Below are 21071 nucleotides of genomic sequence, written 5' to 3' on the forward strand. Positions count from 1 at the left end.
CGCAGCCACGAAATCCCTCAGTGCAACAGCGCGCAGGATAACATCGTTTGTGGCGAAGACGAGGGCAAGCCACGGCTTGCCCTCTTTTTTTAGCTCAGTTCGCCTAATCGTGATGACGCCAATCAGTCCAGCCAGGCGGGTAAGGAGTCGAGCGCGATCAGTTCTTCATAGGTGCTGCGAGGACGAACGACATGGAACTGATGGTCCTTGACCAAGACTTCCGGCACCAGAAGACGGGAGTTATACGTTCCGGCCTGAACAGCGCCATATGCGCCCGCCGAACTGACCGCGATGAGATCACCCGGCTGAGGTAGCGCCATCTCGCGATCGAGTGCCAGATAATCACCGGTCTCACAGACCGGTCCCACCACGTCCGCCTTGATGCGCGGCGCATCGGCCGCCGGCTGAACCACCGGACGAAGGCCGTGATAGGCTTCATAAAGTGTGGGTCGAATGAGATCGTTCATGGCCGCATCGACGATGACGAAATCCTTCTCGCCGCCATCCTTCACATAAAGAACTTCGGTCACGAGAATACCGGCATTGCCGACGATCAGCCGACCAGGTTCGGTGACGATCTTGCAATTGAGGCTCTTCAATTCGTTCTTGACGATATGCGCATATGCATCCGGCAAAGGCGGTGGATTGTTGTCATCCTTGTAGGGAATGCCAAGACCGCCACCAATATCCACATGGCTGATCGTATGACCGTCGCCGCGCAAGGATTCCACCAGCTCGCGCAAAAGTCGGAACGCATCTTCGAAAGGCTGCAAATCGGTGATCTGGCTGCCGATATGCATGTCGATGCCGCTGACATCGATACCGGGCAGCGTTGCGGCATGAGCATAAACCTCCCGCGCCCGCTGATATGAAATGCCGAACTTGTTTTCCTTCTTGCCGGTCGAAATCTTGGCATGCGTCTTGGCATCCACATCCGGATTGATGCGGAAGGAGACATGTGCCTTCTTGCCAGCCTTCACCGCTCGCAGATTGAGGATTTCGAGTTCCGGCTCCGATTCTACGTTGAAGCAGTAGATCCCTACCTCAAGCGCCAGATCCATTTCCGCCGGCGTCTTGCCGACGCCGGAAAACATGATGCGGCTTGCAGGGATACCAGCGGCCAGCGCGCGGCGCAGTTCACCACCGGACACCACATCGATACCCGCACCAAGCTTGGCCAGCGTTTTCAGCACCGCCTGGTTGGAGTTGGCCTTCATCGCGTAGCAGACCATTGCATCTACATCGCTGAAGGCCTCAGAGAAAACCTTGTAGTGGCGCTCAAGCGTCGCTGTCGAATAGATGTAGAAGGGCGTCCCGACAGCCTTGGCAATTTCAGGCACAGCAACGTTTTCGGCGTGCAGCACGCCGTCGATGTAATGAAAATGGTTCACGGCCGTATTCCGTTATAGAAGCTTATCGAGAACGAAGGGACGTTCCGGCGTCGTTTCCACCTTCTTGTCCGAGCGCTGGTTGCGCTGCTCGACTGGCGTGCTTGGCGCATCAAGATCGCCTTTGCGGCCGCAGCTGGAGAGAGCAAGGCCGGCGGCGAGCGCCACGCTGACCGGAGTGATGAAACTGCGAGAGGTTTTAAAGAGCATGGACCCGTCCAAAGGAATTCTTTGCATCTCTGATAACGAAAAACAGGGCGCTTGTGCACCCTGTTTCTTGTGATGGTGGTGTAACGCTGGATTGATCGGTCGACCGATCAGTTGCGACCACGCCACCAGGCAATCTGCTTGCGGACCTCGGACGGCGCCGTGCCGCCAAAACTCGTGCGGCTTGCGACCGACGCTTCGACCGACAGCACGTCGAAGACGCTGGCGGTGATCGCAGAATTGATCGCCTGCAATTCCTCAAGCGAAAGGTCGGCCAAATCGCAACCCTTCTTTTCCGCAAGCGCCACGGCATGTCCGGTCACGTGGTGCGCATCACGGAACGGCAAGCCCGCTTCGCGCACCAGCCAGTCGGCCAGATCCGTCGCGGTCGAATAACCGGATCCGGCAGCGGCACGCATACGATCAGCCCTCACCTCCAGATCGCGGATCATGCCGGTCATGGCGGCAATCGCCAGTTCCAGGCTCTCCGCCGCATCGAAAACCTGTTCCTTGTCTTCCTGCATATCCTTGGAATAGGCGAGCGGCAGGCCCTTCATCACCGTCAGCAGCGCGACCAGCGAACCATTGATGCGACCGGTCTTGGCGCGCACCAGTTCGGCAGCATCCGGGTTCTTCTTCTGTGGCATGATAGAAGAGCCGGTAGAGAAGGCATCCGACAGGCGGATGAAGCCGAATTGCGGTGTGGACCAGATGACGATTTCTTCCGCCAGACGCGACAGATGCGTCGCGCAAATGGAGGCGATGGAGAGAAACTCGAGCGCAAAATCGCGATCCGACACCGTATCGATGGAGTTGCGCGTCGGCTCGCGGAAGCCGAGGGCATTGGCCGTCATATGGCGGTCGATAGGGTAACCAGTTCCAGCCAGCGCCGCAGCCCCGATCGGGCTTTCATCCAAGTGCTCGATGGCGTGGCGAACGCGGGCGCGGTCGCGCCCAAACATTTCGACATAGGCCATGCAGTGATGACCAAACGTAACGGGCTGGGCCGTCTGCAGATGGGTGAAGCCCGGCATGACCGTATCGGAATGTTGTTCGGCGCGGTCGAGGAAGGCTGCGATCAGCGCGCTCAACATGGCTTCGGTTTTCTGAAGCTCTTCCTTGACCCAGAGGCGGAAATCGAGCGCCACCTGATCGTTGCGCGAGCGCGCCGTATGCAGGCGACCGGCAGCCGGACCGATCAGAGTGGCCAGCCGCGCCTCGATATTCATGTGGATATCTTCGAGCTTGCGCGAAAACTCGAACGCGCCCGCCTCGATTTCTGACAGGATCGTGTTCAGGCCCTCGATGATCTTGTCTTTATCTTCAGCCGAAATAATGCCTTTTGCAGCGAGCATGGTGGCGTGGGCGATGGAGCCACGGATATCCTGGGCGTAAAGCTTCTTGTCGAAGCCAATGGAGGCATTTATCTCTTCCATGATGGCTGAGGGACCGGAAGCAAAGCGTCCGCCCCACATCTGGTTGGAGGATTTCTGTTCTGCGCCGTCAGCCATTGTGCATGCCCTGGAGTATTCGATGACAGAAAAAAGACCTTTCAGACTTCCTTCCGCCAGACTTGTTGCAATTGCCGCCATCGCCGGCATCGTCAGCGGCGGGGGAGTGGTGTTGTTCAGGCATATTGGGTCTGAAGCTGAGGTTCAAGGGGCAGCGGTGGTGGACGCGGCTTTATGTGAGGGTGCCGGCAAGCGCATCGCATCCACAGAACCGCTGCTGAAAGGCCAACTTGCGGCCATGGCGCCGACCGACAAGCCGCGCGTGATCCCGCTCTCGTTCAAGTCTCCCGAAGGCACGGCGATGACGCAAGCGGATCTCAAAGGCAAAGCAATTCTGCTGAACCTCTGGGCCACATGGTGCGTGCCGTGCCGGGAGGAAATGCCGGCACTGAACGCGCTGGAAAAAGAAAAGGGTAGCGATAAGTTCGAAGTAGTGACGATCAATATCGACACGGGCGAAGATGAAAAGCCGAAGGCCTTCATGAGCGAATACAAAATCGATTCGCTCAAACTTTATCGCGATAGTTCCATGGGCGTGTTCAACGTGCTGAAGAAAGAAGGTCTCGCCTTCGGCCTGCCGGCAACGCTGCTTCTGGATGATGACGGCTGTCTGCTGGCGTCGATGAACGGCCCTGCTGCCTGGGACAGCCCCGACGCCAAAGCGCTCGTGACGGCAGTTACGCAGCCTTGATCAACGTGTCGGAACCGGTGTCTCGCCGCGGTAGTCGTAGAAACCTCGGCCGGATTTACGGCCAAGCCAGCCTGCCTCGACATATTTGACCAGCAACGGACAGGGACGATACTTGCTGTCGGCCAGACCATCATGCAGCACCTGCATGATTGAAAGGCAGGTATCAAGACCGATAAAGTCTGCCAATTGCAATGGACCCATCGGGTGGTTGGCGCCGAGCTTCATGGCCGTATCGATGGCCTCGACCGTGCCAACGCCTTCATAGAGCGTATAGATCGCCTCGTTGATCATCGGCAGAAGAATGCGGTTGACGATGAAGGCTGGAAAATCTTCCGCAACCGTAATCGCCTTATCCAGCGAGCGGACATAGTCCTTGGCAGTCTCGAAAGTCTTCTCGCCGGTCGCAATGCCACGCACAAGTTCGACCAGCTTCATCACCGGCACCGGGTTCATGAAGTGAATGCCCATGAACTGTTCGGGGCGGTCGGTCGCAGATGCGAGGCGGGTGATCGATAAAGACGAGGTATTGGTGGCGAGCAAGGCTTCGGGCTTCAGGACAGGGCAGACCTGCGCGTAAATCTTGCGCTTTACCTCTTCATTTTCTGTGGCAGCCTCGATGACGAGATCCATCGCAGCCAGATCGTTAAGATCGGAGGAGCCGCCGATCAGGCCGAGCGCCGATTTGCGCGTATCGTCCTCCAGTTTGCCGTTGGAGACCTGACGCGCCAGATTGCCATTGATGGTGGCCAGCCCTGCTTCGATCCTGTCCTTGGAGACGTCGTAGATATGGACCTTGTAACCCGCGAGAGCAGAGACATGCGCAATGCCACAGCCCATCTGACCGGCTCCGATAACACCGATATTCTTGATTGGGCCTGTCATGCGTATCTCTCCTGTTGAATTCGTCTCAGCACTGGTCACTTCGAAGCGCGTCTTGGCTCTTGAACCGGACCCGGTGGCGCTTCAGATCTTCGTTGTTGCGCATATTGCCACAAAACGAAAGCGGCGCGTCGGTAAAAACGCGCCGCTTGCTATCATTGCGGTGATTAGATTGCTTTTTCAAGCTCTGGCAGAGCTTCGAAGAGGTCTGCGACCAGACCGTAATCGGCCACCTGGAAGATTGGTGCCTCTTCGTCCTTATTGATGGCGACGATGACCTTGGAGTCTTTCATACCCGCCAGATGCTGAATGGCACCGGAGATGCCGCAGGCGATGTAAAGCTGCGGAGCAACCACCTTGCCCGTCTGGCCAACCTGCCAGTCGTTCGGCGCGTAACCGGCATCGACGGCAGCGCGCGATGCGCCGACGGCAGCACCGAGCTTGTCGGCAACCGGCAGGATGACTTCCTTGAACTTCTCCGAAGAACCGAGCGCGCGACCGCCCGAGATGATGATCTTGGCAGACGTCAATTCCGGACGGTCGGACGAAGCAAGCGCGTCCGAAACGAAGGAGGAAACGCCAGGGTTCTCGGCAGCCGAGACGGATTCGACGGAGGCAGAACCACCAGCCTGAGCCGGAGCAAAGGACGCGGTCCGGACGGTGATGACCTTCTTGGCGTCGGTCGCCTGAACCGTCTGAATGGCGTTACCGGCATAGATCGGACGCTTGAAAGTATCGGCGGACACGACGTCCGTGATTTCGGAAATCTGCGCCACATCAAGAAGAGCGGCCACGCGGGGCAGCACGTTTTTGGCCGAAGCCGTCGCCGGGGCGATGATCACATCATAGGACGCGGCCAGCGAAACGATCAGAGCAGCCAGAGGCTCGGCCAACTGGTTGGCATAGGATGCATCGTCGGCAAGCAGTACCTTGGAAACGCCGGAAAGCTTCGCAGCTTCATCGGCTGCAGCCTTGGCGCCTGAGCCGGCAACCAGCACATGCACATCGCCGCCAATTTGCGTTGCCGCCGTCAGCGTCTTAGCCGTCTGGTCGGAAAGGGTTGCATTGTCGTGTTCTGCCAGAAGAAGAATGGCCATGGTTTATCTCCCTTTCGCTTTCCTTAGAGGACGCCGTCAGCTTTGAGCTTCGACACCAGTTCGCCAACAGAACCGACCTTGACGCCTGCCTTGCGGCCAGCGGGTTCCTCGGTCTTCAGAACCTTGAGGCGCGGAGCAATATCCACGCCAAAATCGGCTGGCGACTTTTTGTCGAGCGGCTTCTTCTTGGCCTTCATGATGTTCGGCAACGACGCATAACGCGGTTCGTTGAGGCGAAGGTCGGTGGTAACGACTGCCGGAAGCTTGAGATCGACAGTCTGCAGACCACCATCCACTTCGCGGGTGACAGCAACCTTGCCGTCGGACGGCTCGACCTTGGAGGCGAAGGTGCCTTGGCCCCATCCCAGGAGCGCTGCCAGCATCTGGCCGGTCTGGTTGGAATCGTCATCGATCGCCTGCTTGCCTACGATAACGAGGCCGGGATTTTCCGCCTCGACCACGCCCTTCAACAGCTTGGCAACCGATAGCGGCTCTACCGTTTCGTCGGTTTCGATCAGAATCGCCCGGTCGGCGCCCATGGCCAGTGCGGTGCGGAGCGTCTCTTCAGCCTTTGCAGGGCCGATGGACACGACGATCACTTCCTCGGCCTTACCAGCCTCTTTCAGGCGCAGGGCTTCCTCGACGGAGATTTCGTCGAAAGGGTTCATCGACATCTTGACGTTGGCAAGCTCTACACCGGAGCCATCCGCCTTAACGCGGATCTTCACGTTGTAGTCCACCACACGCTTCACTGGGACAAGAATCTTCATCGGCAGCCTTCTTTCAACTCCTGACCATTAAAGCGCGCGCGCCAACGGTCCTCCTGACAATCAAGTTGAGCCATGGATACGCATTTTTCCAATGAGATCAACGGAACAATGCTCATGACGCCATGCACTCACGAAATATCTTACGTTGACGTGAACGTAAATACTCGCTCTCAGAATAATTTTCACGGAATACTATCGGATGGCCGTTCCGTTTGCGACACGCCAGCGTCTTGCAGCCCCTGATTTTTGTGCTGAACCGCCCGCGGCGTAACCAGTGTCCGGTCAAACAGTGGAACGCCGCTTCGACGAAAGAAAACAACAAGGATCGCCCCCGTCAGAATACCTCCTACATGTGCAGCCCAGGAGACGCTTTCTTCCGGGCTCAAGAGCAGCATGACGAATTGCTGGCCAACCCATAGTGCCAGAGGAATGAAGGCTGGAAGCGGCACCGGAATGCGCATGAAGACCAGCACCCAGACCCACACGCGCGGATGCAGCAGAAGATAAGCGGCCACCACGCCGGAAACCGCACCCGATGCTCCGATCAGTGGACCTTGGGACTGTGGCGCGATGAACCCGTGAAGCAGCGCACCGGCGGCGGCGCAGGCAAGATAGAAGATCAGGAAGCCGAGATGGCCGAACGCATCTTCGACATTGTCGCCGAACACCCAGAGAAACACCATGTTCGAGGCGAGGTGCCAAAAGCTCAGATGCAGGAACGCATAGGTAAAGATCGTCGCATCCTTCGGCACCAATACCAGCGCAGGGTCGAGCGAAGCATAGTCGAACAGAACGGCGGGAATGAAACCTAGCCCCAGCACCGCAGCGCTTGCCTGCTGCTCACTTGAAAATGCGCCAACGACCAGCCAGACGAGAATGTTGATGCCGATCAGCGACACCGTCACATATTGCAGCTTGATGTGCTTCAGCGAGTTCGCATCATGCAGCGGGATGAACATGGAATGCGACCTCTGCTTTTACGCTCAACTCAGCGGTTCTTGCCCGGCACCCACAGAACATCCGCCTTGATCGCGTCCGCATTATGATTGGCGAAACGCGCGGCAACGAAGAGGAAATCGGACAGGCGGTTGATGTATTTCAATGCCGCTGGGCTGACGATCTCGTCTTCCATCTTCGCAAGCTCCACCATCCGGCGCTCCGCGCGTCTCGACACCGTGCGCGCCAGATGCAGATGCGCCGCCGCGGCCGAGCCGCCGGGCAGCACGAAGGAGGTGAGAGCCGACAGCGTGTCGTTCAAAGCATCGATCTCCTTTTCGATGCGGGTGACCTGCGATTCGACGATCCTCAATGGCTCGTAAGACAAAGGCTTACCATCATCGGGTGTGGCCAAATCGGCCCCAAGATCGAAAAGATCGTTCTGAATGCGAAACAGCATCGCATCGAGTTCGGTCAAATCGGCGGTATGTAGCCGCGCCATGCCGATGACCGAATTGGTCTCGTCCACGTCACCATAGCTTTCGACGCGCAGATCATATTTCGCCCGGCGCGGGCCGGAGACCAACGCGGTCGTACCATCGTCACCGGTGCGAGTATAAATCTTGTTGAGCTTTACCATATCAGCGTCCACCTCCTGTGAGCCACAAGGTCAGCATGATCAAGACGATGGCAACCGCCTGCAAGATCAGTCTCAGCTGCATCAATTGGTTGGAACGGTTGGCGTCGGTGCCCTTGAGCATGTTGAACAGGCCGCGGATGAGAACCAGCACAACCAGCCCCATGACGATGACCGCAAGAACGGTGGTAAAGCTCGACATCTCGTTGCCTCCCTAGAGCATGATCCGCGCAAAACTATTCAGTGGCCTTGCGATAGCGGCATGCGACAAAACAAAATCGAAAGCATGAAGAGAGCGAATCTGCGGATCGCGACACGCTTCGGACTCCAAACCAACTGCTCCGGTTCTAACGGATGAAACGTCGACTTAGCTAGTCGAACTTGCGAAGAAGTCTGTAAAATAGAGATGCCGGTAGAAGTCGCTTCAGTAACATACCCTGCTTTGCCGGAGCCGTTATGATGTAATGCGGTTTCGGACGGCGAGCCGTCAGCGCATGTCGTAGCTCCTTGTAGACGGCTTCCGGTCCAAGCTTATGCTTGTTAACCGGTCCGCTACCGTCCAACCGGGCGAGCTGTCTTCGGTATTCCTCGGCATGAAAAGAGCTCTCGACATCGATATTGGCCCTGATATGTTTCAAGGCGGTAGACGTAAAATTCGAGGAGATCGGTCCGGGCTCGATGAGGCTGACATGAATGCCACTACCTTCAAGCTCCATGCGCAGCGTTATCCCAAGTCCTTCAAGAGCGAATTTCGACGCGGTGTACGCGCCGCGATATCGATAAGGCACCAGACCGAGGATGGAAGAGCAATGGACGATTCGTCCCTGCCCTCGTCTGCGCATGAATGGAATCACACGGCAGGTCAGGTCATGCCAGCCAAAAACGTTGGTTTCGAATTGCTGGCGTAGAACCTCGACCGAAATATCTTCCACCGCGCCGGCCTGCCCATATGCCCCGTTGTTGAACAGCGCATCGATGCGTCCGTCCGTGCGGGATGCGACCTCATCGACCAGGGCTGCAATATTCTTCGGTCTGGTATAATCCATAAGCAGCGCTTCGATGCCGAACGCCTCCAGTTGCGCCATATCCTGCGTTCTGCGCACGGTGGCGAAGACCCGCCAGCCATCGTGGTGAAGCGCGCCCGCGCAATGAGCGCCGATTCCGGTTGAACATCCGGTGATGATGATGACCGGCTTTTCAGACATGAGTTCCTCGACAATTCACGATGAAGATAAGGAAGTTTGCGTCCCGTTGAATAGCGCACAATTCTTTGCGGTGAAATGGAACCGATGGTCGGTCTCAGGCGCTATACAAATCAAAACCCATTTCCCATATTTCATTGCACCCTACGAATGAAATGCTGATCAAGGAGGTGACATGGCTGCCGCTTTAAGCCTCGCCCGCAAAGTTGCCTTCGACGCCTATATTCATTTTGCCGAGGATGACGGCTGGGCGATGGCAAGCCACGTGGCGCTGTCTGGCCTGCTGGCGCTTTTTCCTTTTCTGATTTTCGGCACTGCATTGGCCAGCTTTCTCGGAGCGGACCAGTTTTCAGAAACAGCCGTCCATCTCATTTTCGATACCTGGCCGGAAGCGATCGCCGGACCGTTGGCGGCGCAGGTACAGCAGGTTTTGACGATACCGCGCGGCGGACTTCTGACCATCTCGGTTCTGGCGGCGGCGTATTTTGCCTCCAATGGCGTGGAGGCGATCCGCATCTCGTTGAACCGCGCCTACCGCGTGACGGAAACACGCTGGTGGTATGTTACCCGTCTGCTCAGCCTCTTCTACGTGGTACTGGCCGTAGTCGTCTTTACCGGCATCAGCATCGTGCTGGTCGCCGTTCCCGTTGCATTGAAATTCGTCGAAACCCGCTCCCCGCTTTTGACCGAAGTTCTGCAGCTGGTGTCCAATCTCGGCCTCTATGGAACGATCGTCGTCCTGACTATGGGCCTCGTTGCCGCTCATCTTTGGCTGCCAGCGGGCCGTCGTAAACTTTGGGACGTACTGCCGGGTATTCTGCTGACGATGATTTTCTGGATCATCGGTGCTGCTATCTTTGCCTACTATCTCGCAACCTTCGCCAATTATGCCGCGACATATGCAGGTCTGGCCTCTGTAATGATCGTGCTGGTATTTCTTTATATGGTCGGGGTCATTTTCATGTTGGGCGCTGAAGTGAATGCGGCGCTGATGAAATACCGTGTGCGCCGGGTGGTGAAGGTCGGCATCCGCACCGGGAGCCTTAGGCAAGCGCTAGAGGCCGACGAGGCGGCGGACATCTAAGGGCGTATGCCCCTGCTGACGCAGGGTCGATAGCCCCGTGCTGCCTTCGCTTTTGGAAAGCTTGCGTCCATCCGGCCCCACAATAAGGCGATGGTGACTGTAGTCTGGCGCCGGCAGATCGAGAAGCCTCTGGATAAGTCGATGTACCGAGGTGGCGTGAAACAGATCCAGCCCGCGAACCACCTGAGTCACGCCTTGCAGCGCATCGTCGATGACGACAGACAGGTGATAGCTCGACGGCGCATCTGAACGCGACAGCACCACATCTCCCCATGCCCCCGGGTCGGCCTCGATCGTCATTTCGCTTCCCTGCCCCAGTTCGTTCCAGGTCAACGGCTTACCGACTTTGGCTAGCGCCTTCTCCATATCGAGCCGCCATGCATGTTTCACCCCGGAAGCAAGCAACGCCTCTACCTCGTGTAGAGCGCGGCGCTTGTCCAGTGGCGGATAGAGCGGAGCACCATCCGGATCGCGCAGCCACGCGGAGCCCGTTCTTTCGTACTCCATCACGAAAGCTTTGATTTCGCTCCGGCTCATAAAAGCAGGATAGACCAGACCCATGTGAATGAGCCGGTCGAGCGTTTCGCGATAGTGTGAGAGATGATCTGACTGCCGCCGGACGGGTTGCGGCCACTTCAACCCAAGCCAAGACAGATCCTCGTAGATCCTCTGTTCGAATGCAGGCGTGCAGCGCGTCAGATCGATATCTTCGATCCGCAGCAGGAACTGCCCCCCTTGTGCAAGCGCCATATCATAGTTCAGGAAAGCAGACAGCGCGTGCCCCAGATGCAGAGGCCCGTTGGGACTGGGCGCGAAGCGATAGACGGAATTTTGACGAAGAGGTGAAGTCATGATGCTTTCTGCCATGTTTGCCAGCCTGTTGTCATCGTGAGCTTCGATGACGCGATGAGGATCGTAAGCTCGATGGCGGATATCGAGGAAGGCATCGCAGCACTTCGTCTTGCCGACCCGCGGCTGGAGCCTGTGATTGCATGCGCAGGCGACATTCCTCTACGCCGCACCGAGGCGGGCTTTTCCGGGCTTGCGCACATCGTGGTTTCCCAGATGGTGTCTCGCGCCAGCGCCGATGCCATCTGGCGCCGGATGAAGGCCGGCATGGCTGACGTCACGGCCGAGCATTTTTTGAGCCTGGATGAAGCAAAACTTTCAAGCTTCGGCCTATCGAATGCCAAGAAAGCGACGCTTCTGTTGCTGGCCGCCACCGTCGCCACGGGTGAACTCGACCTTGCCGGGATCACCCGCTTGGAAGCGTCGATCGCGATGCAGAAATTGACCGCGTTGAAAGGCATCGGTCCATGGACTGCGGAAGTTTATCTGATGTTCTGCGGTGGGCATGCGGACATTTTCCCGACAGGCGACGTCGCGCTTCAGGCCGCCGTGAGGCACGCCTTCGCGCTCGATGTCCGTCCTGGAAAGGCAGAACTGACGGAAAGAGCGCGCATCTGGTCTCCGTGGCGGTCGGTCGCAGCGCGTCTTTTCTGGGCCTATTACGCATCCGTCACGCGGCGCAATGCCTTGCCGATTGCCTGAAATCCGCCTTTCTTTTGACGCTTCATTTAGAGGCTTCACAATCCTGTAACAACGGACCTAATATACAGATGCAGATGCCGAATCGATCAGGAGAATCCCTTGACGATTGCAGTTTCACCACAGGCCCTGCCGGCGCTCGTACTGAACGCAGACTATAGGCCGCTGAGTTACTATCCCTTGTCGCTCTGGTCCTGGCAGGACGCGATCAAGGCAGTCTTTCTTGACCGTGTGAACATCATCGCGGAATACGATCAGGCGGTATGCTCACCGAGCTTTTCGATGCGACTGCCGAGCGTCGTCAGCCTCAAAACCTATGTGCAGCCAACGCGAAATCCCGCCTTCACCCGCTTCAACGTGTTTCTTCGCGACAAGTTTGAATGCCAATATTGCGGATCGCGCGATGACCTGACATTCGACCATGTCATCCCTCGCGCCCACGGCGGAGAGACCACATGGCACAATGTCGTGGCCGCCTGCTCGCCCTGCAATCTGAAAAAGGGCAGCAAGCTGCCTAAGCAGGCAGGCATGTTCCCGCATCAGCATCCCTATCAGCCAACGGTTCAGGATCTGCACAATAACGGGCGGCTCTTCCCGCCGAATTATCTGCATGAGAGCTGGGTGGACTATCTCTACTGGGATACCGAACTGCAGCCCTGATTTTCCAAGGACTGCAATTTCTCCTTATCGGGCGCTATTATGGCTTGCTCCCCAGAAGGCGATGCCCGCAAGCACCGCACTCGCAATCACATTCCATCCTGCGAAGGAAAGCCCCAGAACTCTAAGCGCTGCCTCGTTACAGGACGGCGCTTTGATGGCATTAAGATCACTCAGAAGATTGCCCGCATCTGTCGTGATCGACGGGGCGCCTGTTGCGCATGTCGTCGGGCCAGGCCAGAAACCCCATTCAACGCCGGAATGATACACACCAAGTCCAAGCCCAATCAGCATGGCCACACCGATCAAAACGAGCAGAACCCGCGTCAGCGCCACCGGCAGCTTGAAGACGCTGGCAATAATGGCGAGAATACCCATTGGAATGGCGTAATAATACGGATCACGCTGCAACAGACAAAGGGCGCAGGGCGTGTAGCCGCCAATATGCTGGAAACCGAGCGCCGACCCCACGGTGAAGATCATACCCGCAGTGACGAGCACCGCCGAAACAGCACGGCTTTTTTCTACTGAGGCTACATAGGTCATGATCGTCCTTCACAACTTCGGAGATTTTTGAAACCACTTGAACAGGTGGAAAATAAGGCGGGACCACCATCGCTCTAATCCAGCCCGCGCCAGACTGCAATCCTCGGAGCCGCCCAGTTTGAAGCGCCAAAACAAAGTTTCGTGAAACACACTTTTCAGCAAAAACAGGTTGACCAAAGACCCGCGGTTCGTATAGTCCGCCGCATACCAATCGACACGCTTCGGATTTGCCCCTTTGGCGGAATTGGTAGACGCGCCTGACTCAAAATCAGGTTCCGAAAGGAGTGCTGGTTCGATTCCGGCAAGGGGCACCATTAGCTTTTCCCAACCATTTAGAGCAATGCGCTGTGTAGCTGGCGAGAATAGCTAGATCGGCGTTGACGTGGGATTCCTCGCAATTTTATTTAGCAGCACTTTTAAGACATAAAACGAGGCTTGTTGACTGATGGGCGAGGCAGAAAACTGCCCCGCTGTGCTATTCCTCTGCCATCGGCATCAATAATATTCGATCGCCGTCTCGTTGAGAACAACCCGAAGCACACGATAGACGTATAAAAAGCTCGCCAGGCCGAATGTTACGAGAATAAGAATCAGCCAGATGAGGAGATGGCCGATGGAGTGGCCGATATTGAAGGTGCAGTTGAGCCTACCGATCGCCCGACCTGAGCCATCGAGAACTTCCGTTTTGTTCAAGACGGCGCGATTTAAATAGTACGGAAAAACGAGAAGCGCCAAACCTAAGGTCACAATCGTCAGGATGAACCACAGGACAACGCTTCCGATTGCCTCGACCGCACTGAACGAGCACTTGAGCCTGCCCCTGCGGCTGCCTGAGGACACGATATCGGTCATGACTTCCGACTTCCCGGTTTGGTATAAGCCGGGACATTGCAGCCCTTGCTTCTGAGGTTTGCTTCAATTGCATTGACCTTGCCCTTTGTGACGGCGACTTGACCTTCTTTGTCACCACCGAACGTACTGGACATGGGAACACCGATCAGGAAGACGCCGAAAGCATCGCCGGTCGCGGCGTCGTTCTGTTGTTTGGATACGGCGAAAAGGGCATTCTGCTCCTTCAGATATTCCTGAGCCAACGCCTGACAGTCCATGTTGCTATAGGCCGCCATAGGCACGTCGACCGGCACAATGGCGTCTGGTCTTTTCGCGCAGGCGGTCAAGGCCAGTCCTGCAACCAGCAACGTCACGATCTTCTTCATGATATCCTTTTCCCCTTTGAGACGCCCCTACGTCCCAGGGCAACGATACAACGTAAGATCGCGGTGGAGTCAAGAATTTACTAGGTTAAGTTTCAGATCATCCACGGCGCACATCAAGGACGGTCAAAATCTACCTTCGATTAGCGCGATAGCGTTGCTGTGATTTAGAAGAACGGCTCGAAACGCCTTCCGCGATTACCAAGATGGTTCTACGCGGACGATCGTTTACTTCGCCCGACATGCCCGAGATCATGACTTTTATCGAAATCTGATCTGCATCAGGAAGCTAATGCCATGCTTCCTAAGCGTATGCGCCATATCGAAAAAGGCGCGCCTGCGGCGCGCGTTTGATCAGAACAGCACTTTTGGCGGAGTTACAGACTACGTCCGATGTCCAGGAACTTCTGGCGGCGTTCGGCGCGTAACTGACTTCCGGATTGCGCCGTGAGTTCTTTCAATGCGGAATCGATCGTCTTGCCGGTTGCAGCAATGACACCCGCCGGATCGCGATGCGCGCCACCGATCGGCTCTTTGATGATGCCGTCAATAACACCGAGCGCCTTCAGATCATCGGAGGTGATTTTCATGTTGGTTGCGGCTTCCTTGGCGCGAGTCGAGTCGCGCCAAAGAATGGAAGCTGCCCCTTCGGGCGAAATCACGGAGTAGATCGCATGCTCCAGCATGTAGACGCGATTCCCTGTGGCAATCGCGATAGCGCCGCCGGATCCGCCTTCGCCGATGACAACGGATACGATCGGCACCTTGATGTTGAGGCACATTTCGGTCGAACGCGCGATCGCTTCTGCCTGGCCGCGCTCTTCAGCACCTACACCTGGATAGGCACCAGCTGTGTCAATCAAAGTGACAACAGGCAGGGAGAAACGGTCGGCCAGTTCCAGAACGCGGATCGCCTTGCGGTACCCTTCAGGACGCGGGCTGCCGAAATTGTGCTTGAGACGCGACTTCGTGTCGTTGCCCTTTTCCTGACCGATGATGGCGACTGGCTGACCGTTGAAACGGCCAAGACCTGCCTGAATGGCGGCATCTTCGGCAAATTTGCGGTCGCCGGCAAGCGGTGTGAAATCGGTGAAAAGTGTGCTGGCGTAATCGATGAAGTGGGGCCGCTGCGGGTGACGTGCAACCTGCGTCTTCTGCCAGGCATTCAGCTTGGAATAGATATCCTGCATCGCGTCATTGACACGGGATTCCAGGCGCGAAATTTCCTCGGACGTATCTATGCTCTCATCTTCGGTGGCCAGTTTCTTCAGTTCGAGAATCTTGCCTTCCAGGTCCGAAATGGGTTTTTCGAAGTCGAGATAGCTGAGCATGAGATCCGTTTCCGATCGTTTTGCGCAAGGTTTGACCGGGGTCTCCCGGCGGTTCCGGTCGCTCTAATCAAGGTTTTTGCCCTGTTTGGCAAGAGGGTGGTGCGTTTGTACCAGCTCTTGAAGGCGTTCTTCCAGCACATGCGTGTATATTTGTGTCGTGGAAATGTCCGAATGACCAAGCAGTTCCTGCACGGCGCGCAGATCCGCCCCATTCTGCAAAAGATGGCTGGCAAAGGCGTGCCGTAACACGTGCGGCGAGACCGCCGATGGCGTCAACCCGGCGCGGATGGCGATATCTTTCAAATCGCGGGCGAACACCTGACGCGGCAGATGCCCCTCCTTGCTGACGGAGGGAAACAACCAGGGACTTTCTCCCTGCGACTGGTTCTTTGGTGCAAGCGCCTTGCGGCCCGCGTCATATTTTTCCATCGCGTCGATGGCTGCACGCGACAGCAGGACGACGCGATCCTTGTTGCCCTTGCCGCGGATCATCAGAAACCGGCCTTCGTGGCGCAATACTTTGGCGGGAAGAGAGACAAGCTCGCTCACCCGCATGCCTGTGGCATAGAGCAGTTCCAGCAAAAGATGCATGCGGATGCGTGACAGTTGCCCCGGCCCTTCCTGTTCTGCCTCCTCAGCTGCCTGCGCCAGTAGCGCAGTCACGTTGGCGACGCTCATGGTCTTGGGGAGAGCGCGGCCTTTGCGCGGCGCATCGAGTATTCCCGTCGGATCGTCGCTCCGAACACCTTCCGAATAAAGAAACCTGTAGAATTGGCGAAGCGAGGACAGGCGTCTTGCTTGCGACGACGCGGCAAAACCCTGGGTGGCGAGATAGGCAAGGTAGGCGGAAAGGTCCCCCGTCGTGGCCTCCGTCAAAGATGCGTGCCGAGAAGAGAGAAACTCCATCACGTCGGCAAGATCGCGCTCATAGGCGGCAAGTGTGTTGGTTGCAGCACCCCGCTCGGCGCTCATCATCTCCAGAAAGCCTTCAAGCCTTGCATGATCCTGGCGAGACATTCCAGCCATCGGGCTACCCGCTCCTCAAGGGGTTGGAGGATTCAAGCGTTCGGATGGAATGCGCACGGTTACTTCCCGCTCACGCGGCTTCACCAGCGTGACGAGCGACACCATGCTTCCGTAAACGATGCCTGCGATGGCCGCCAGGATGAAGATGAAACGGAAAAGGGTGGGCATTGTCACTCCGCTGCGCTTGGTCAGCCTTGCCTCTAAAAACATCTTGGCAAGGACATGGCGTCGCTGGCCTTGCGCATGACAATCGACGTCATCCGGTCAGGCGATTTCTCTCGCCTAAAGCGCGCCGTCATCTTTCAGGTTCGCGCTTTAGGCTTTAGGTTCTTGTTTCATCGCATGTCGTTATCGCAAAACCGCTGCACACTTTTGCGCGACATGCCTATAAGGCGCGATTTGGCTTGACGCTTGGTAAACATTTGAAGATACCGAAGCCAAATGGGCCATCATACATGAGCGAAATCAACTTATCCGTTCCCCAGAGCTTAGGCGAGAAAGCACGCGCCGCACTCGGCAGGCGCAATCTCGTCTTTGTCGGGCTGATGGGTGCTGGCAAATCCGCCATCGGCAGGTCGGCGGCACAGCAGATGAGGGTCCCTTTCGTCGATACCGACGATGAGATCGAGCGTGTGTCGCGCATGACGATTTCGGAGCTTTTCGCCACTTACGGTGAGGACGAATTTCGCGCGTTGGAAACGCGGGTCATCAAGCGGCTTTTGCGCGGCGGTCCGAAGGTCGTTTCCACCGGCGGCGGAGCCTTCATCAACGAGAATACCCGCAGGCATATCAAGCGTGGCGGCGTCTCTCTCTGGCTGAAGGCCGATCTCGAAATTCTGTGGGAGCGCGTCAACAAGCGCGATCATCGTCCACTGTTGAAAACCGAGAACCCGAAGGCGACGCTCGCAGCGCTGATGGAGAAGCGGTATCCGATCTATCGCGAAGCCGATATCACCATCGAATCGCGGGATGTTCGCAAGGACATCATCACGACGGAAGTTCTTGAAGCCATCGCCAGCCTTACCAGGAAAGCCTGATTCCATGCCCTCTGCCATCCAGACCGACGAGCGCCTTGTTCATGTTCCGCTGGGTGAACGCGCCTATGATATTCTTATCGGGCCAGGCCTGATTGGCCGTGCCGGAGGGGAAATTTCCTCACGGCTGAAGGGTAAGCGGGCCGCCATCATTACTGATGAGCATGTGGCCCCACTCTATCTCGAAACCCTGATGGACGGCCTGCAGACGGATGGTATCGAGGCCGTATCGCTGACGCTACCCGCAGGCGAGAAGACCAAGAGCTTCGAGCATCTCGTAACGGTGTGCGATGCGATCCTTGCCGCGCGGATCGAGCGAAACGATGCCGTCATAGCGCTCGGCGGCGGCGTCATCGGCGACCTGGCTGGCTTCGCCGCCGGCATTGTGCGCCGCGGTATACGCTTCGTGCAGATTCCGACCTCGCTTCTGGCGCAGGTCGATTCCTCCGTTGGCGGCAAGACCGGCATCAACAGCCGCCATGGCAAGAACCTCGTGGGAGTCTTCCACCAGCCGGATCTGGTTCTGGCCGATACTGCAGTACTCGATACGTTGAGCCCACGCGAATTTCGAGCAGGCTATGCCGAAGTGGTCAAATACGGCCTGATCGACAAGCCGGAATTCTTCGCCTGGCTGGAGAAGAACTGGGCAGAGATCGAGACAGGCGGGCCTGCCCGAATCCAAGCGATCGCCACGAGCTGCCAGGCAAAATCCGACGTGGTGGTGGCGGATGAGAAGGAAAACGGCGTTCGCGCCCTTTTGAACCTCGGCCACACCTTCGGCCACGCTTTGGAAGCGGCAACGGAATATAACAGCGAGCGCCTGGTCCACGGCGAAGGCGTTGCCATCGGCATGGTGCTGGCACACCACTTCTCGTCTCGCATGAATCTCGCAAGCCCGGATGATGCAAACCGCGTCGAAGCCCATCTGAAGGCAGTCGGTCTGCCCACATCGATGAAGGATATTCCCGGCCAGCTTCCGCCGGTCGAAACGCTGATGGCGGCGATCGCTCAGGACAAGAAGGTCAAGGGCGGTAAGCTCACCTTCATCCTTACCCGCGGCATCGGCCAGTCTTTTGTGGCGGATGATGTGGCTGCGTCCGAGGTTCAGAGCTTCCTGTCGGAAAAGCATCCCGGCTGACGCCGCAGCGGCGATAGACGCGTTATCCGATCAGAACCGCGTCGGCTCGCCCGGCGCTGCGGCTTCGATGGCAAGTGCGTGCAGGCCGGCATCCAGTTCGGGCTTCAGAAGGCCATTAATTGCACGGTGGCGGTCCACGCGAGACTTGCCGGAAAACTGCTCGGACACTATCTGAATACGCATGTGCGTCTCGCCTGTGCCGGTTATATCGGGCTGGTGCCCGGCATGCATGTGACTTTCATCAATGACATTCAGGCGGTCCGGCGAAAATGCGTCTCGCAGCTTGTTTTCCATGCTTTGGCGCAAGGACATGGCATCCATCTCCTGATTGTCGCGTTGTTGAAGGGGCTCCCTAAAAGCCTGTAACATTCCGCTTTGTCAATTCTTGTTGTGTGCGCTTTTGCGCACCATAATCAGGATATCATGAAACTGGATTCGAAATATTTCGACCGCATCCGTACGCGTCGCAAAAGAGAGCAACCGCCGGAGGCTCAGGCCCCCGTGTGTCAGTGGGACGGATGCGACAAGCCCGGCAATCACCGCGCACCCGTCGGTCGCAATGCCGAAGGTCAATTCTTCATGTTCTGCTTCGAACATGTGAAAGATTACAACAAGGGCTACAACTACTTCTCCGGCCTGTCCGACAGCGAGATTGCCCGCTATCAGAAGGAAGCGATCACCGGCCACCGCCCGACATGGACGGTTGGGGTGAACAAGACCGCACGAGACAGCCCGCTTCACTCCACCCTGCGCTCAGGTGCGGCAAACGCGCGCATCCGGGATCCTTTCGGCTTCGCCAACGGTTTTGGCGATGGCAAGGCAGGCGGGCAACGCGTCCAGCCAGACAGAAAGCTGAAAACGCTCGAGGCGAAGGCATTCGATACGCTGGGACTTGAGGCTGGCGCGAAGCAGGATGACATAAAACGGCGTTATAAGGAGCTTGTCAAAAAGCACCATCCTGATGCTAATGGTGGCGATCGCGGTTCGGAAGAGCGTTTTCGGGCTGTCATTCAAGCCTACCAATTGTTAAAGCAATCGGGTTTCTGCTAAGCCCTTTTGGTAATTGCCTTATGAAGATGTGGCCGGGTGGTTGCTACCCGCCTTGGAGACGTGATGAGCAAAATTGACCTTGATATTACCAACCTTCCGGATACGACTGTTTCTGTCCGTGAGGTCTTCGGTATCGATACGGATCTGCGGGTCCCGGCTTACAGCCAGGGTGACGCCTATGTGCCCGATCTAGATCCCGACTATCTTTTCGACCGCGATACGACGCTGGCGATCCTTGCAGGCTTTGCTCATAACCGACGTGTCATGGTGTCTGGCTTCCACGGCACGGGTAAATCCACCCATATCGAACAGGTCGCAGCGCGCCTCAATTGGCCCTGCGTGCGCGTCAACCTCGACAGCCATGTCAGCCGTATCGATCTCGTCGGTAAGGACGCCATCGTCTTGAAGGATGGCAAGCAGGTAACCGAATTCAAGGATGGCATTCTGCCCTGGGCCTACCAGCACAATGTCGCGCTCGTCTTCGACGAATACGATGCCGGGCGCCCGGACGTCATGTTCGTGATCCAGCGCGTTCTGGAATCATCCGGCCGCCTGACGCTGCTCGACCAGAGCCGTGTCATCCGCCCTCACCCGGCTTTCCGCATTTTCGCAACCGCCAACACCGTTGGCCTTGGCGACACGACAGGCCTTTATCATGGTACCCAGCAGATCAACCAGGCGCAGATGGACCGCTGGTCTATCGTCACCACGCTGAACTACCTGCCGCATGAGCAGGAAGTGAACATCATCGTCGCAAAGGTAAAGAGCCTAGACAACGATAAGGGCCGCGAAACCGCATCGAAGATGGTGCGCGTTGCCGATCTCACGCGCTCGGCCTTCATCAATGGCGATCTCTCCACCGTCATGAGCCCGCGTACCGTCATCACCTGGGCAGAAAACGCAGAAATCTTCGGTGATCTCGCTTTCGCCTTCCGCGTCACCTTCCTCAACAAGTGCGATGAGCTGGAGCGGACGCTGGTGGCAGAACAGTACCAGCGCGCCTTCGGTGTCGAGCTCAAGGAAAGTGCTGCGAACATCGTTCTCAGCGCCTGATCCTTCCAGCGGGAGCCGGGAAGATCGCTGGAGCGGCCTTACGCGAAACCACGCTCGGCTTTGCGTTTGAAG

The 21071-nt window shown here is 57.1% G+C and carries 26 protein-coding genes and 1 tRNA gene; 9 read left to right on the forward strand and 18 right to left on the reverse strand.

Annotated features, from left to right (window positions below; all coding sequences use genetic code 11):
* Positions 1–122: 122 nt before the first annotated feature.
* The 3 genes from lysA to argH form a co-directional block, all read right to left on the reverse strand.
* Positions 123–1391, reverse strand: a complete 1269-nt coding sequence (lysA, locus tag ACQZ5M_RS09880) for a diaminopimelate decarboxylase (RefSeq protein WP_449079625.1) — start codon at positions 1389–1391, stop codon at positions 123–125.
* Positions 1392–1403: 12 nt separating this feature from the next.
* Positions 1404–1598: an LPS translocon maturation chaperone LptM gene (gene lptM / locus ACQZ5M_RS09885; protein ID WP_449079626.1), complete on the reverse strand. Its 195-nt coding sequence runs from the start codon at positions 1596–1598 to the stop codon at positions 1404–1406.
* Positions 1599–1705: 107 nt separating this feature from the next.
* A complete protein-coding gene (gene argH, locus ACQZ5M_RS09890) occupies positions 1706–3106 on the reverse strand; it encodes an argininosuccinate lyase (RefSeq protein WP_296099394.1) in 1401 nt (466 codons plus the stop codon).
* Between the two features lie 22 nt (positions 3107–3128).
* Here argH and tlpA point away from each other — a divergent pair, with 22 nt between their 5' ends.
* On the forward strand, positions 3129–3797 hold the full coding sequence (gene tlpA, locus ACQZ5M_RS09895) for a thiol:disulfide interchange protein TlpA (RefSeq protein ID WP_449079627.1): 669 nt from the start codon (positions 3129–3131) through the stop codon (positions 3795–3797).
* Here tlpA and ACQZ5M_RS09900 read toward each other — a convergent pair whose 3' ends face one another.
* The 7 genes from ACQZ5M_RS09900 to ACQZ5M_RS09930 all read right to left on the reverse strand — a co-directional run bounded on the left by ACQZ5M_RS09900 (position 3798) and on the right by ACQZ5M_RS09930 (position 9321).
* The gene (locus tag ACQZ5M_RS09900; protein WP_296017721.1) at positions 3798–4679 is read right to left on the reverse strand and encodes a 3-hydroxybutyryl-CoA dehydrogenase; all 882 of its coding nucleotides are present in this window, start codon (positions 4677–4679) and stop codon (positions 3798–3800) included. It lies immediately after the preceding gene.
* A gap of 164 nt (positions 4680–4843) precedes the next feature.
* Entirely contained in the window at positions 4844–5773 is a 930-nt protein-coding gene (locus ACQZ5M_RS09905; RefSeq protein WP_296099400.1) for an electron transfer flavoprotein subunit alpha/FixB family protein, read from the reverse strand.
* A gap of 23 nt (positions 5774–5796) precedes the next feature.
* Complete coding sequence (locus ACQZ5M_RS09910) at positions 5797–6543, reverse strand: electron transfer flavoprotein subunit beta/FixA family protein (protein WP_296099403.1); 747 nt, start codon at positions 6541–6543, stop codon at positions 5797–5799.
* A gap of 182 nt (positions 6544–6725) precedes the next feature.
* Complete coding sequence (locus tag ACQZ5M_RS09915) at positions 6726–7502, reverse strand: rhomboid family intramembrane serine protease (protein ID WP_449079628.1); 777 nt, start codon at positions 7500–7502, stop codon at positions 6726–6728.
* Between the two features lie 29 nt (positions 7503–7531).
* Positions 7532–8119, reverse strand: a complete 588-nt coding sequence (locus ACQZ5M_RS09920) for a cob(I)yrinic acid a,c-diamide adenosyltransferase (RefSeq protein WP_112360410.1) — start codon at positions 8117–8119, stop codon at positions 7532–7534.
* 1 nt (position 8120) lies between these two features.
* Complete coding sequence (locus ACQZ5M_RS09925; protein WP_062423947.1) at positions 8121–8318, reverse strand: twin transmembrane helix small protein; 198 nt, start codon at positions 8316–8318, stop codon at positions 8121–8123.
* 169 nt (positions 8319–8487) lie between these two features.
* Entirely contained in the window at positions 8488–9321 is an 834-nt protein-coding gene (locus ACQZ5M_RS09930) for an SDR family oxidoreductase (protein WP_449079629.1), read from the reverse strand.
* A 172-nt stretch (positions 9322–9493) separates the two neighbouring features.
* On the opposite strand from ACQZ5M_RS09930, the gene ACQZ5M_RS09935 reads away from it, so the two are divergent.
* Complete coding sequence (locus ACQZ5M_RS09935; RefSeq protein ID WP_296022426.1) at positions 9494–10402, forward strand: YihY/virulence factor BrkB family protein; 909 nt, start codon at positions 9494–9496, stop codon at positions 10400–10402.
* Here the strand turns inward: ACQZ5M_RS09935 and gluQRS are convergent.
* Positions 10373–11254 (reverse strand): tRNA glutamyl-Q(34) synthetase GluQRS, encoded by an 882-nt coding sequence (gluQRS, locus tag ACQZ5M_RS09940; RefSeq protein WP_449079630.1) that lies wholly within the window; start codon positions 11252–11254, stop codon positions 10373–10375. The two genes, ACQZ5M_RS09935 and gluQRS, sit on opposite strands and share 30 nt — an antisense overlap.
* A gap of 54 nt (positions 11255–11308) precedes the next feature.
* Here gluQRS and ACQZ5M_RS09945 point away from each other — a divergent pair, with 54 nt between their 5' ends.
* Positions 11309–11953, forward strand: a complete 645-nt coding sequence (locus tag ACQZ5M_RS09945; protein ID WP_449079818.1) for a DNA-3-methyladenine glycosylase family protein — start codon at positions 11309–11311, stop codon at positions 11951–11953.
* Between the two features lie 99 nt (positions 11954–12052).
* On the forward strand, positions 12053–12610 hold the full coding sequence (locus tag ACQZ5M_RS09950) for an HNH endonuclease (protein WP_296022431.1): 558 nt from the start codon (positions 12053–12055) through the stop codon (positions 12608–12610).
* A 24-nt stretch (positions 12611–12634) separates the two neighbouring features.
* On the opposite strand, the gene ACQZ5M_RS09955 is transcribed toward ACQZ5M_RS09950, so the two are convergent.
* A complete protein-coding gene (locus ACQZ5M_RS09955) occupies positions 12635–13153 on the reverse strand; it encodes a disulfide bond formation protein B (RefSeq protein WP_449079631.1) in 519 nt (172 codons plus the stop codon).
* Between the two features lie 229 nt (positions 13154–13382).
* Here ACQZ5M_RS09955 and ACQZ5M_RS09960 point away from each other — a divergent pair.
* Positions 13383–13467, forward strand: a tRNA-Leu gene (locus ACQZ5M_RS09960).
* A gap of 181 nt (positions 13468–13648) precedes the next feature.
* Here the strand turns inward: ACQZ5M_RS09960 and ACQZ5M_RS09965 are convergent.
* From ACQZ5M_RS09965 to ACQZ5M_RS09985, 5 genes are all read right to left on the reverse strand, one after another.
* Positions 13649–14005: a DUF6693 family protein gene (locus ACQZ5M_RS09965; RefSeq protein WP_296022436.1), complete on the reverse strand. Its 357-nt coding sequence runs from the start codon at positions 14003–14005 to the stop codon at positions 13649–13651.
* Positions 14002–14370 (reverse strand): hypothetical protein, encoded by a 369-nt coding sequence (locus tag ACQZ5M_RS09970; RefSeq protein ID WP_296022437.1) that lies wholly within the window; start codon positions 14368–14370, stop codon positions 14002–14004. Before ACQZ5M_RS09970 ends, ACQZ5M_RS09965 begins: the two co-directional genes overlap by 4 nt.
* A gap of 374 nt (positions 14371–14744) precedes the next feature.
* Positions 14745–15698: an acetyl-CoA carboxylase carboxyltransferase subunit alpha gene (locus tag ACQZ5M_RS09975; protein WP_449079632.1), complete on the reverse strand. Its 954-nt coding sequence runs from the start codon at positions 15696–15698 to the stop codon at positions 14745–14747.
* A 63-nt stretch (positions 15699–15761) separates the two neighbouring features.
* Positions 15762–16715 (reverse strand): site-specific tyrosine recombinase XerD, encoded by a 954-nt coding sequence (gene xerD / locus ACQZ5M_RS09980; protein ID WP_449079819.1) that lies wholly within the window; start codon positions 16713–16715, stop codon positions 15762–15764.
* A gap of 24 nt (positions 16716–16739) precedes the next feature.
* Complete coding sequence (locus tag ACQZ5M_RS09985) at positions 16740–16892, reverse strand: hypothetical protein (protein WP_296037598.1); 153 nt, start codon at positions 16890–16892, stop codon at positions 16740–16742.
* A 287-nt stretch (positions 16893–17179) separates the two neighbouring features.
* Here ACQZ5M_RS09985 and ACQZ5M_RS09990 point away from each other — a divergent pair, with 287 nt between their 5' ends.
* Both ACQZ5M_RS09990 and aroB read left to right on the forward strand, forming a co-directional pair.
* A complete protein-coding gene (locus ACQZ5M_RS09990) occupies positions 17180–17761 on the forward strand; it encodes a shikimate kinase (protein WP_296080093.1) in 582 nt (193 codons plus the stop codon).
* Between the two features lie 4 nt (positions 17762–17765).
* A complete protein-coding gene (gene aroB / locus ACQZ5M_RS09995; protein WP_449079633.1) occupies positions 17766–18896 on the forward strand; it encodes a 3-dehydroquinate synthase in 1131 nt (376 codons plus the stop codon).
* 30 nt (positions 18897–18926) lie between these two features.
* Here the strand turns inward: aroB and ACQZ5M_RS10000 are convergent, their stop codons facing one another.
* Positions 18927–19208 (reverse strand): BolA family protein, encoded by a 282-nt coding sequence (locus tag ACQZ5M_RS10000; RefSeq protein WP_296018031.1) that lies wholly within the window; start codon positions 19206–19208, stop codon positions 18927–18929.
* Between the two features lie 111 nt (positions 19209–19319).
* On the opposite strand from ACQZ5M_RS10000, the gene ACQZ5M_RS10005 reads away from it, so the two are divergent.
* Positions 19320–19946 carry a J domain-containing protein gene (locus tag ACQZ5M_RS10005; RefSeq protein WP_296018033.1) on the forward strand — a complete coding sequence of 209 codons (627 nt, stop codon included), beginning with the start codon at positions 19320–19322 and terminating at the stop codon, positions 19944–19946.
* Positions 19947–20009: 63 nt separating this feature from the next.
* Positions 20010–20999 (forward strand): cobaltochelatase subunit CobS, encoded by a 990-nt coding sequence (gene cobS, locus ACQZ5M_RS10010; RefSeq protein WP_296018036.1) that lies wholly within the window; start codon positions 20010–20012, stop codon positions 20997–20999.
* Positions 21000–21071 lie beyond the last annotated feature (72 nt).

The organism is Rhizobium sp. 22-785-1 (genome assembly GCF_053521965.1).

Excerpts from the sequence above, each read along its gene's own strand:
- cobS (WP_296018036.1), top strand. The coding sequence starts at position 20,010 with ATGAGCAAAATTGACCTTGATATTACCAACCTTCCGGATACGACTGTT.
- lptM (WP_449079626.1), bottom strand. The coding sequence starts at position 1,598 with ATGCTCTTTAAAACCTCTCGCAGTTTCATCACTCCGGTCAGCGTGGCG.
- ACQZ5M_RS09945 (WP_449079818.1), top strand. The coding sequence starts at position 11,309 with ATGAGGATCGTAAGCTCGATGGCGGATATCGAGGAAGGCATCGCAGCA.
- ACQZ5M_RS10005 (WP_296018033.1), top strand. The coding sequence starts at position 19,320 with ATGAAACTGGATTCGAAATATTTCGACCGCATCCGTACGCGTCGCAAA.
- ACQZ5M_RS09970 (WP_296022437.1), bottom strand. The coding sequence starts at position 14,370 with ATGAAGAAGATCGTGACGTTGCTGGTTGCAGGACTGGCCTTGACCGCC.
- ACQZ5M_RS09935 (WP_296022426.1), top strand. The coding sequence starts at position 9,494 with ATGGCTGCCGCTTTAAGCCTCGCCCGCAAAGTTGCCTTCGACGCCTAT.
- ACQZ5M_RS09920 (WP_112360410.1), bottom strand. The coding sequence starts at position 8,119 with ATGGTAAAGCTCAACAAGATTTATACTCGCACCGGTGACGATGGTACG.
- aroB (WP_449079633.1), top strand. The coding sequence starts at position 17,766 with ATGCCCTCTGCCATCCAGACCGACGAGCGCCTTGTTCATGTTCCGCTG.
- ACQZ5M_RS09905 (WP_296099400.1), bottom strand. The coding sequence starts at position 5,773 with ATGGCCATTCTTCTTCTGGCAGAACACGACAATGCAACCCTTTCCGAC.
- ACQZ5M_RS09925 (WP_062423947.1), bottom strand. The coding sequence starts at position 8,318 with ATGTCGAGCTTTACCACCGTTCTTGCGGTCATCGTCATGGGGCTGGTT.
- argH (WP_296099394.1), bottom strand. The coding sequence starts at position 3,106 with ATGGCTGACGGCGCAGAACAGAAATCCTCCAACCAGATGTGGGGCGGA.
- ACQZ5M_RS09900 (WP_296017721.1), bottom strand. The coding sequence starts at position 4,679 with ATGACAGGCCCAATCAAGAATATCGGTGTTATCGGAGCCGGTCAGATG.
- gluQRS (WP_449079630.1), bottom strand. The coding sequence starts at position 11,254 with ATGACTTCACCTCTTCGTCAAAATTCCGTCTATCGCTTCGCGCCCAGT.
- ACQZ5M_RS09955 (WP_449079631.1), bottom strand. The coding sequence starts at position 13,153 with ATGACCTATGTAGCCTCAGTAGAAAAAAGCCGTGCTGTTTCGGCGGTG.
- tlpA (WP_449079627.1), top strand. The coding sequence starts at position 3,129 with ATGACAGAAAAAAGACCTTTCAGACTTCCTTCCGCCAGACTTGTTGCA.
- ACQZ5M_RS09930 (WP_449079629.1), bottom strand. The coding sequence starts at position 9,321 with ATGTCTGAAAAGCCGGTCATCATCATCACCGGATGTTCAACCGGAATC.
- ACQZ5M_RS09910 (WP_296099403.1), bottom strand. The coding sequence starts at position 6,543 with ATGAAGATTCTTGTCCCAGTGAAGCGTGTGGTGGACTACAACGTGAAG.
- ACQZ5M_RS10000 (WP_296018031.1), bottom strand. The coding sequence starts at position 19,208 with ATGTCCTTGCGCCAAAGCATGGAAAACAAGCTGCGAGACGCATTTTCG.
- ACQZ5M_RS09965 (WP_296022436.1), bottom strand. The coding sequence starts at position 14,005 with ATGACCGATATCGTGTCCTCAGGCAGCCGCAGGGGCAGGCTCAAGTGC.
- ACQZ5M_RS09975 (WP_449079632.1), bottom strand. The coding sequence starts at position 15,698 with ATGCTCAGCTATCTCGACTTCGAAAAACCCATTTCGGACCTGGAAGGC.
- xerD (WP_449079819.1), bottom strand. The coding sequence starts at position 16,715 with ATGTCTCGCCAGGATCATGCAAGGCTTGAAGGCTTTCTGGAGATGATG.
- ACQZ5M_RS09990 (WP_296080093.1), top strand. The coding sequence starts at position 17,180 with ATGAGCGAAATCAACTTATCCGTTCCCCAGAGCTTAGGCGAGAAAGCA.
- ACQZ5M_RS09915 (WP_449079628.1), bottom strand. The coding sequence starts at position 7,502 with ATGTTCATCCCGCTGCATGATGCGAACTCGCTGAAGCACATCAAGCTG.
- ACQZ5M_RS09985 (WP_296037598.1), bottom strand. The coding sequence starts at position 16,892 with ATGCCCACCCTTTTCCGTTTCATCTTCATCCTGGCGGCCATCGCAGGC.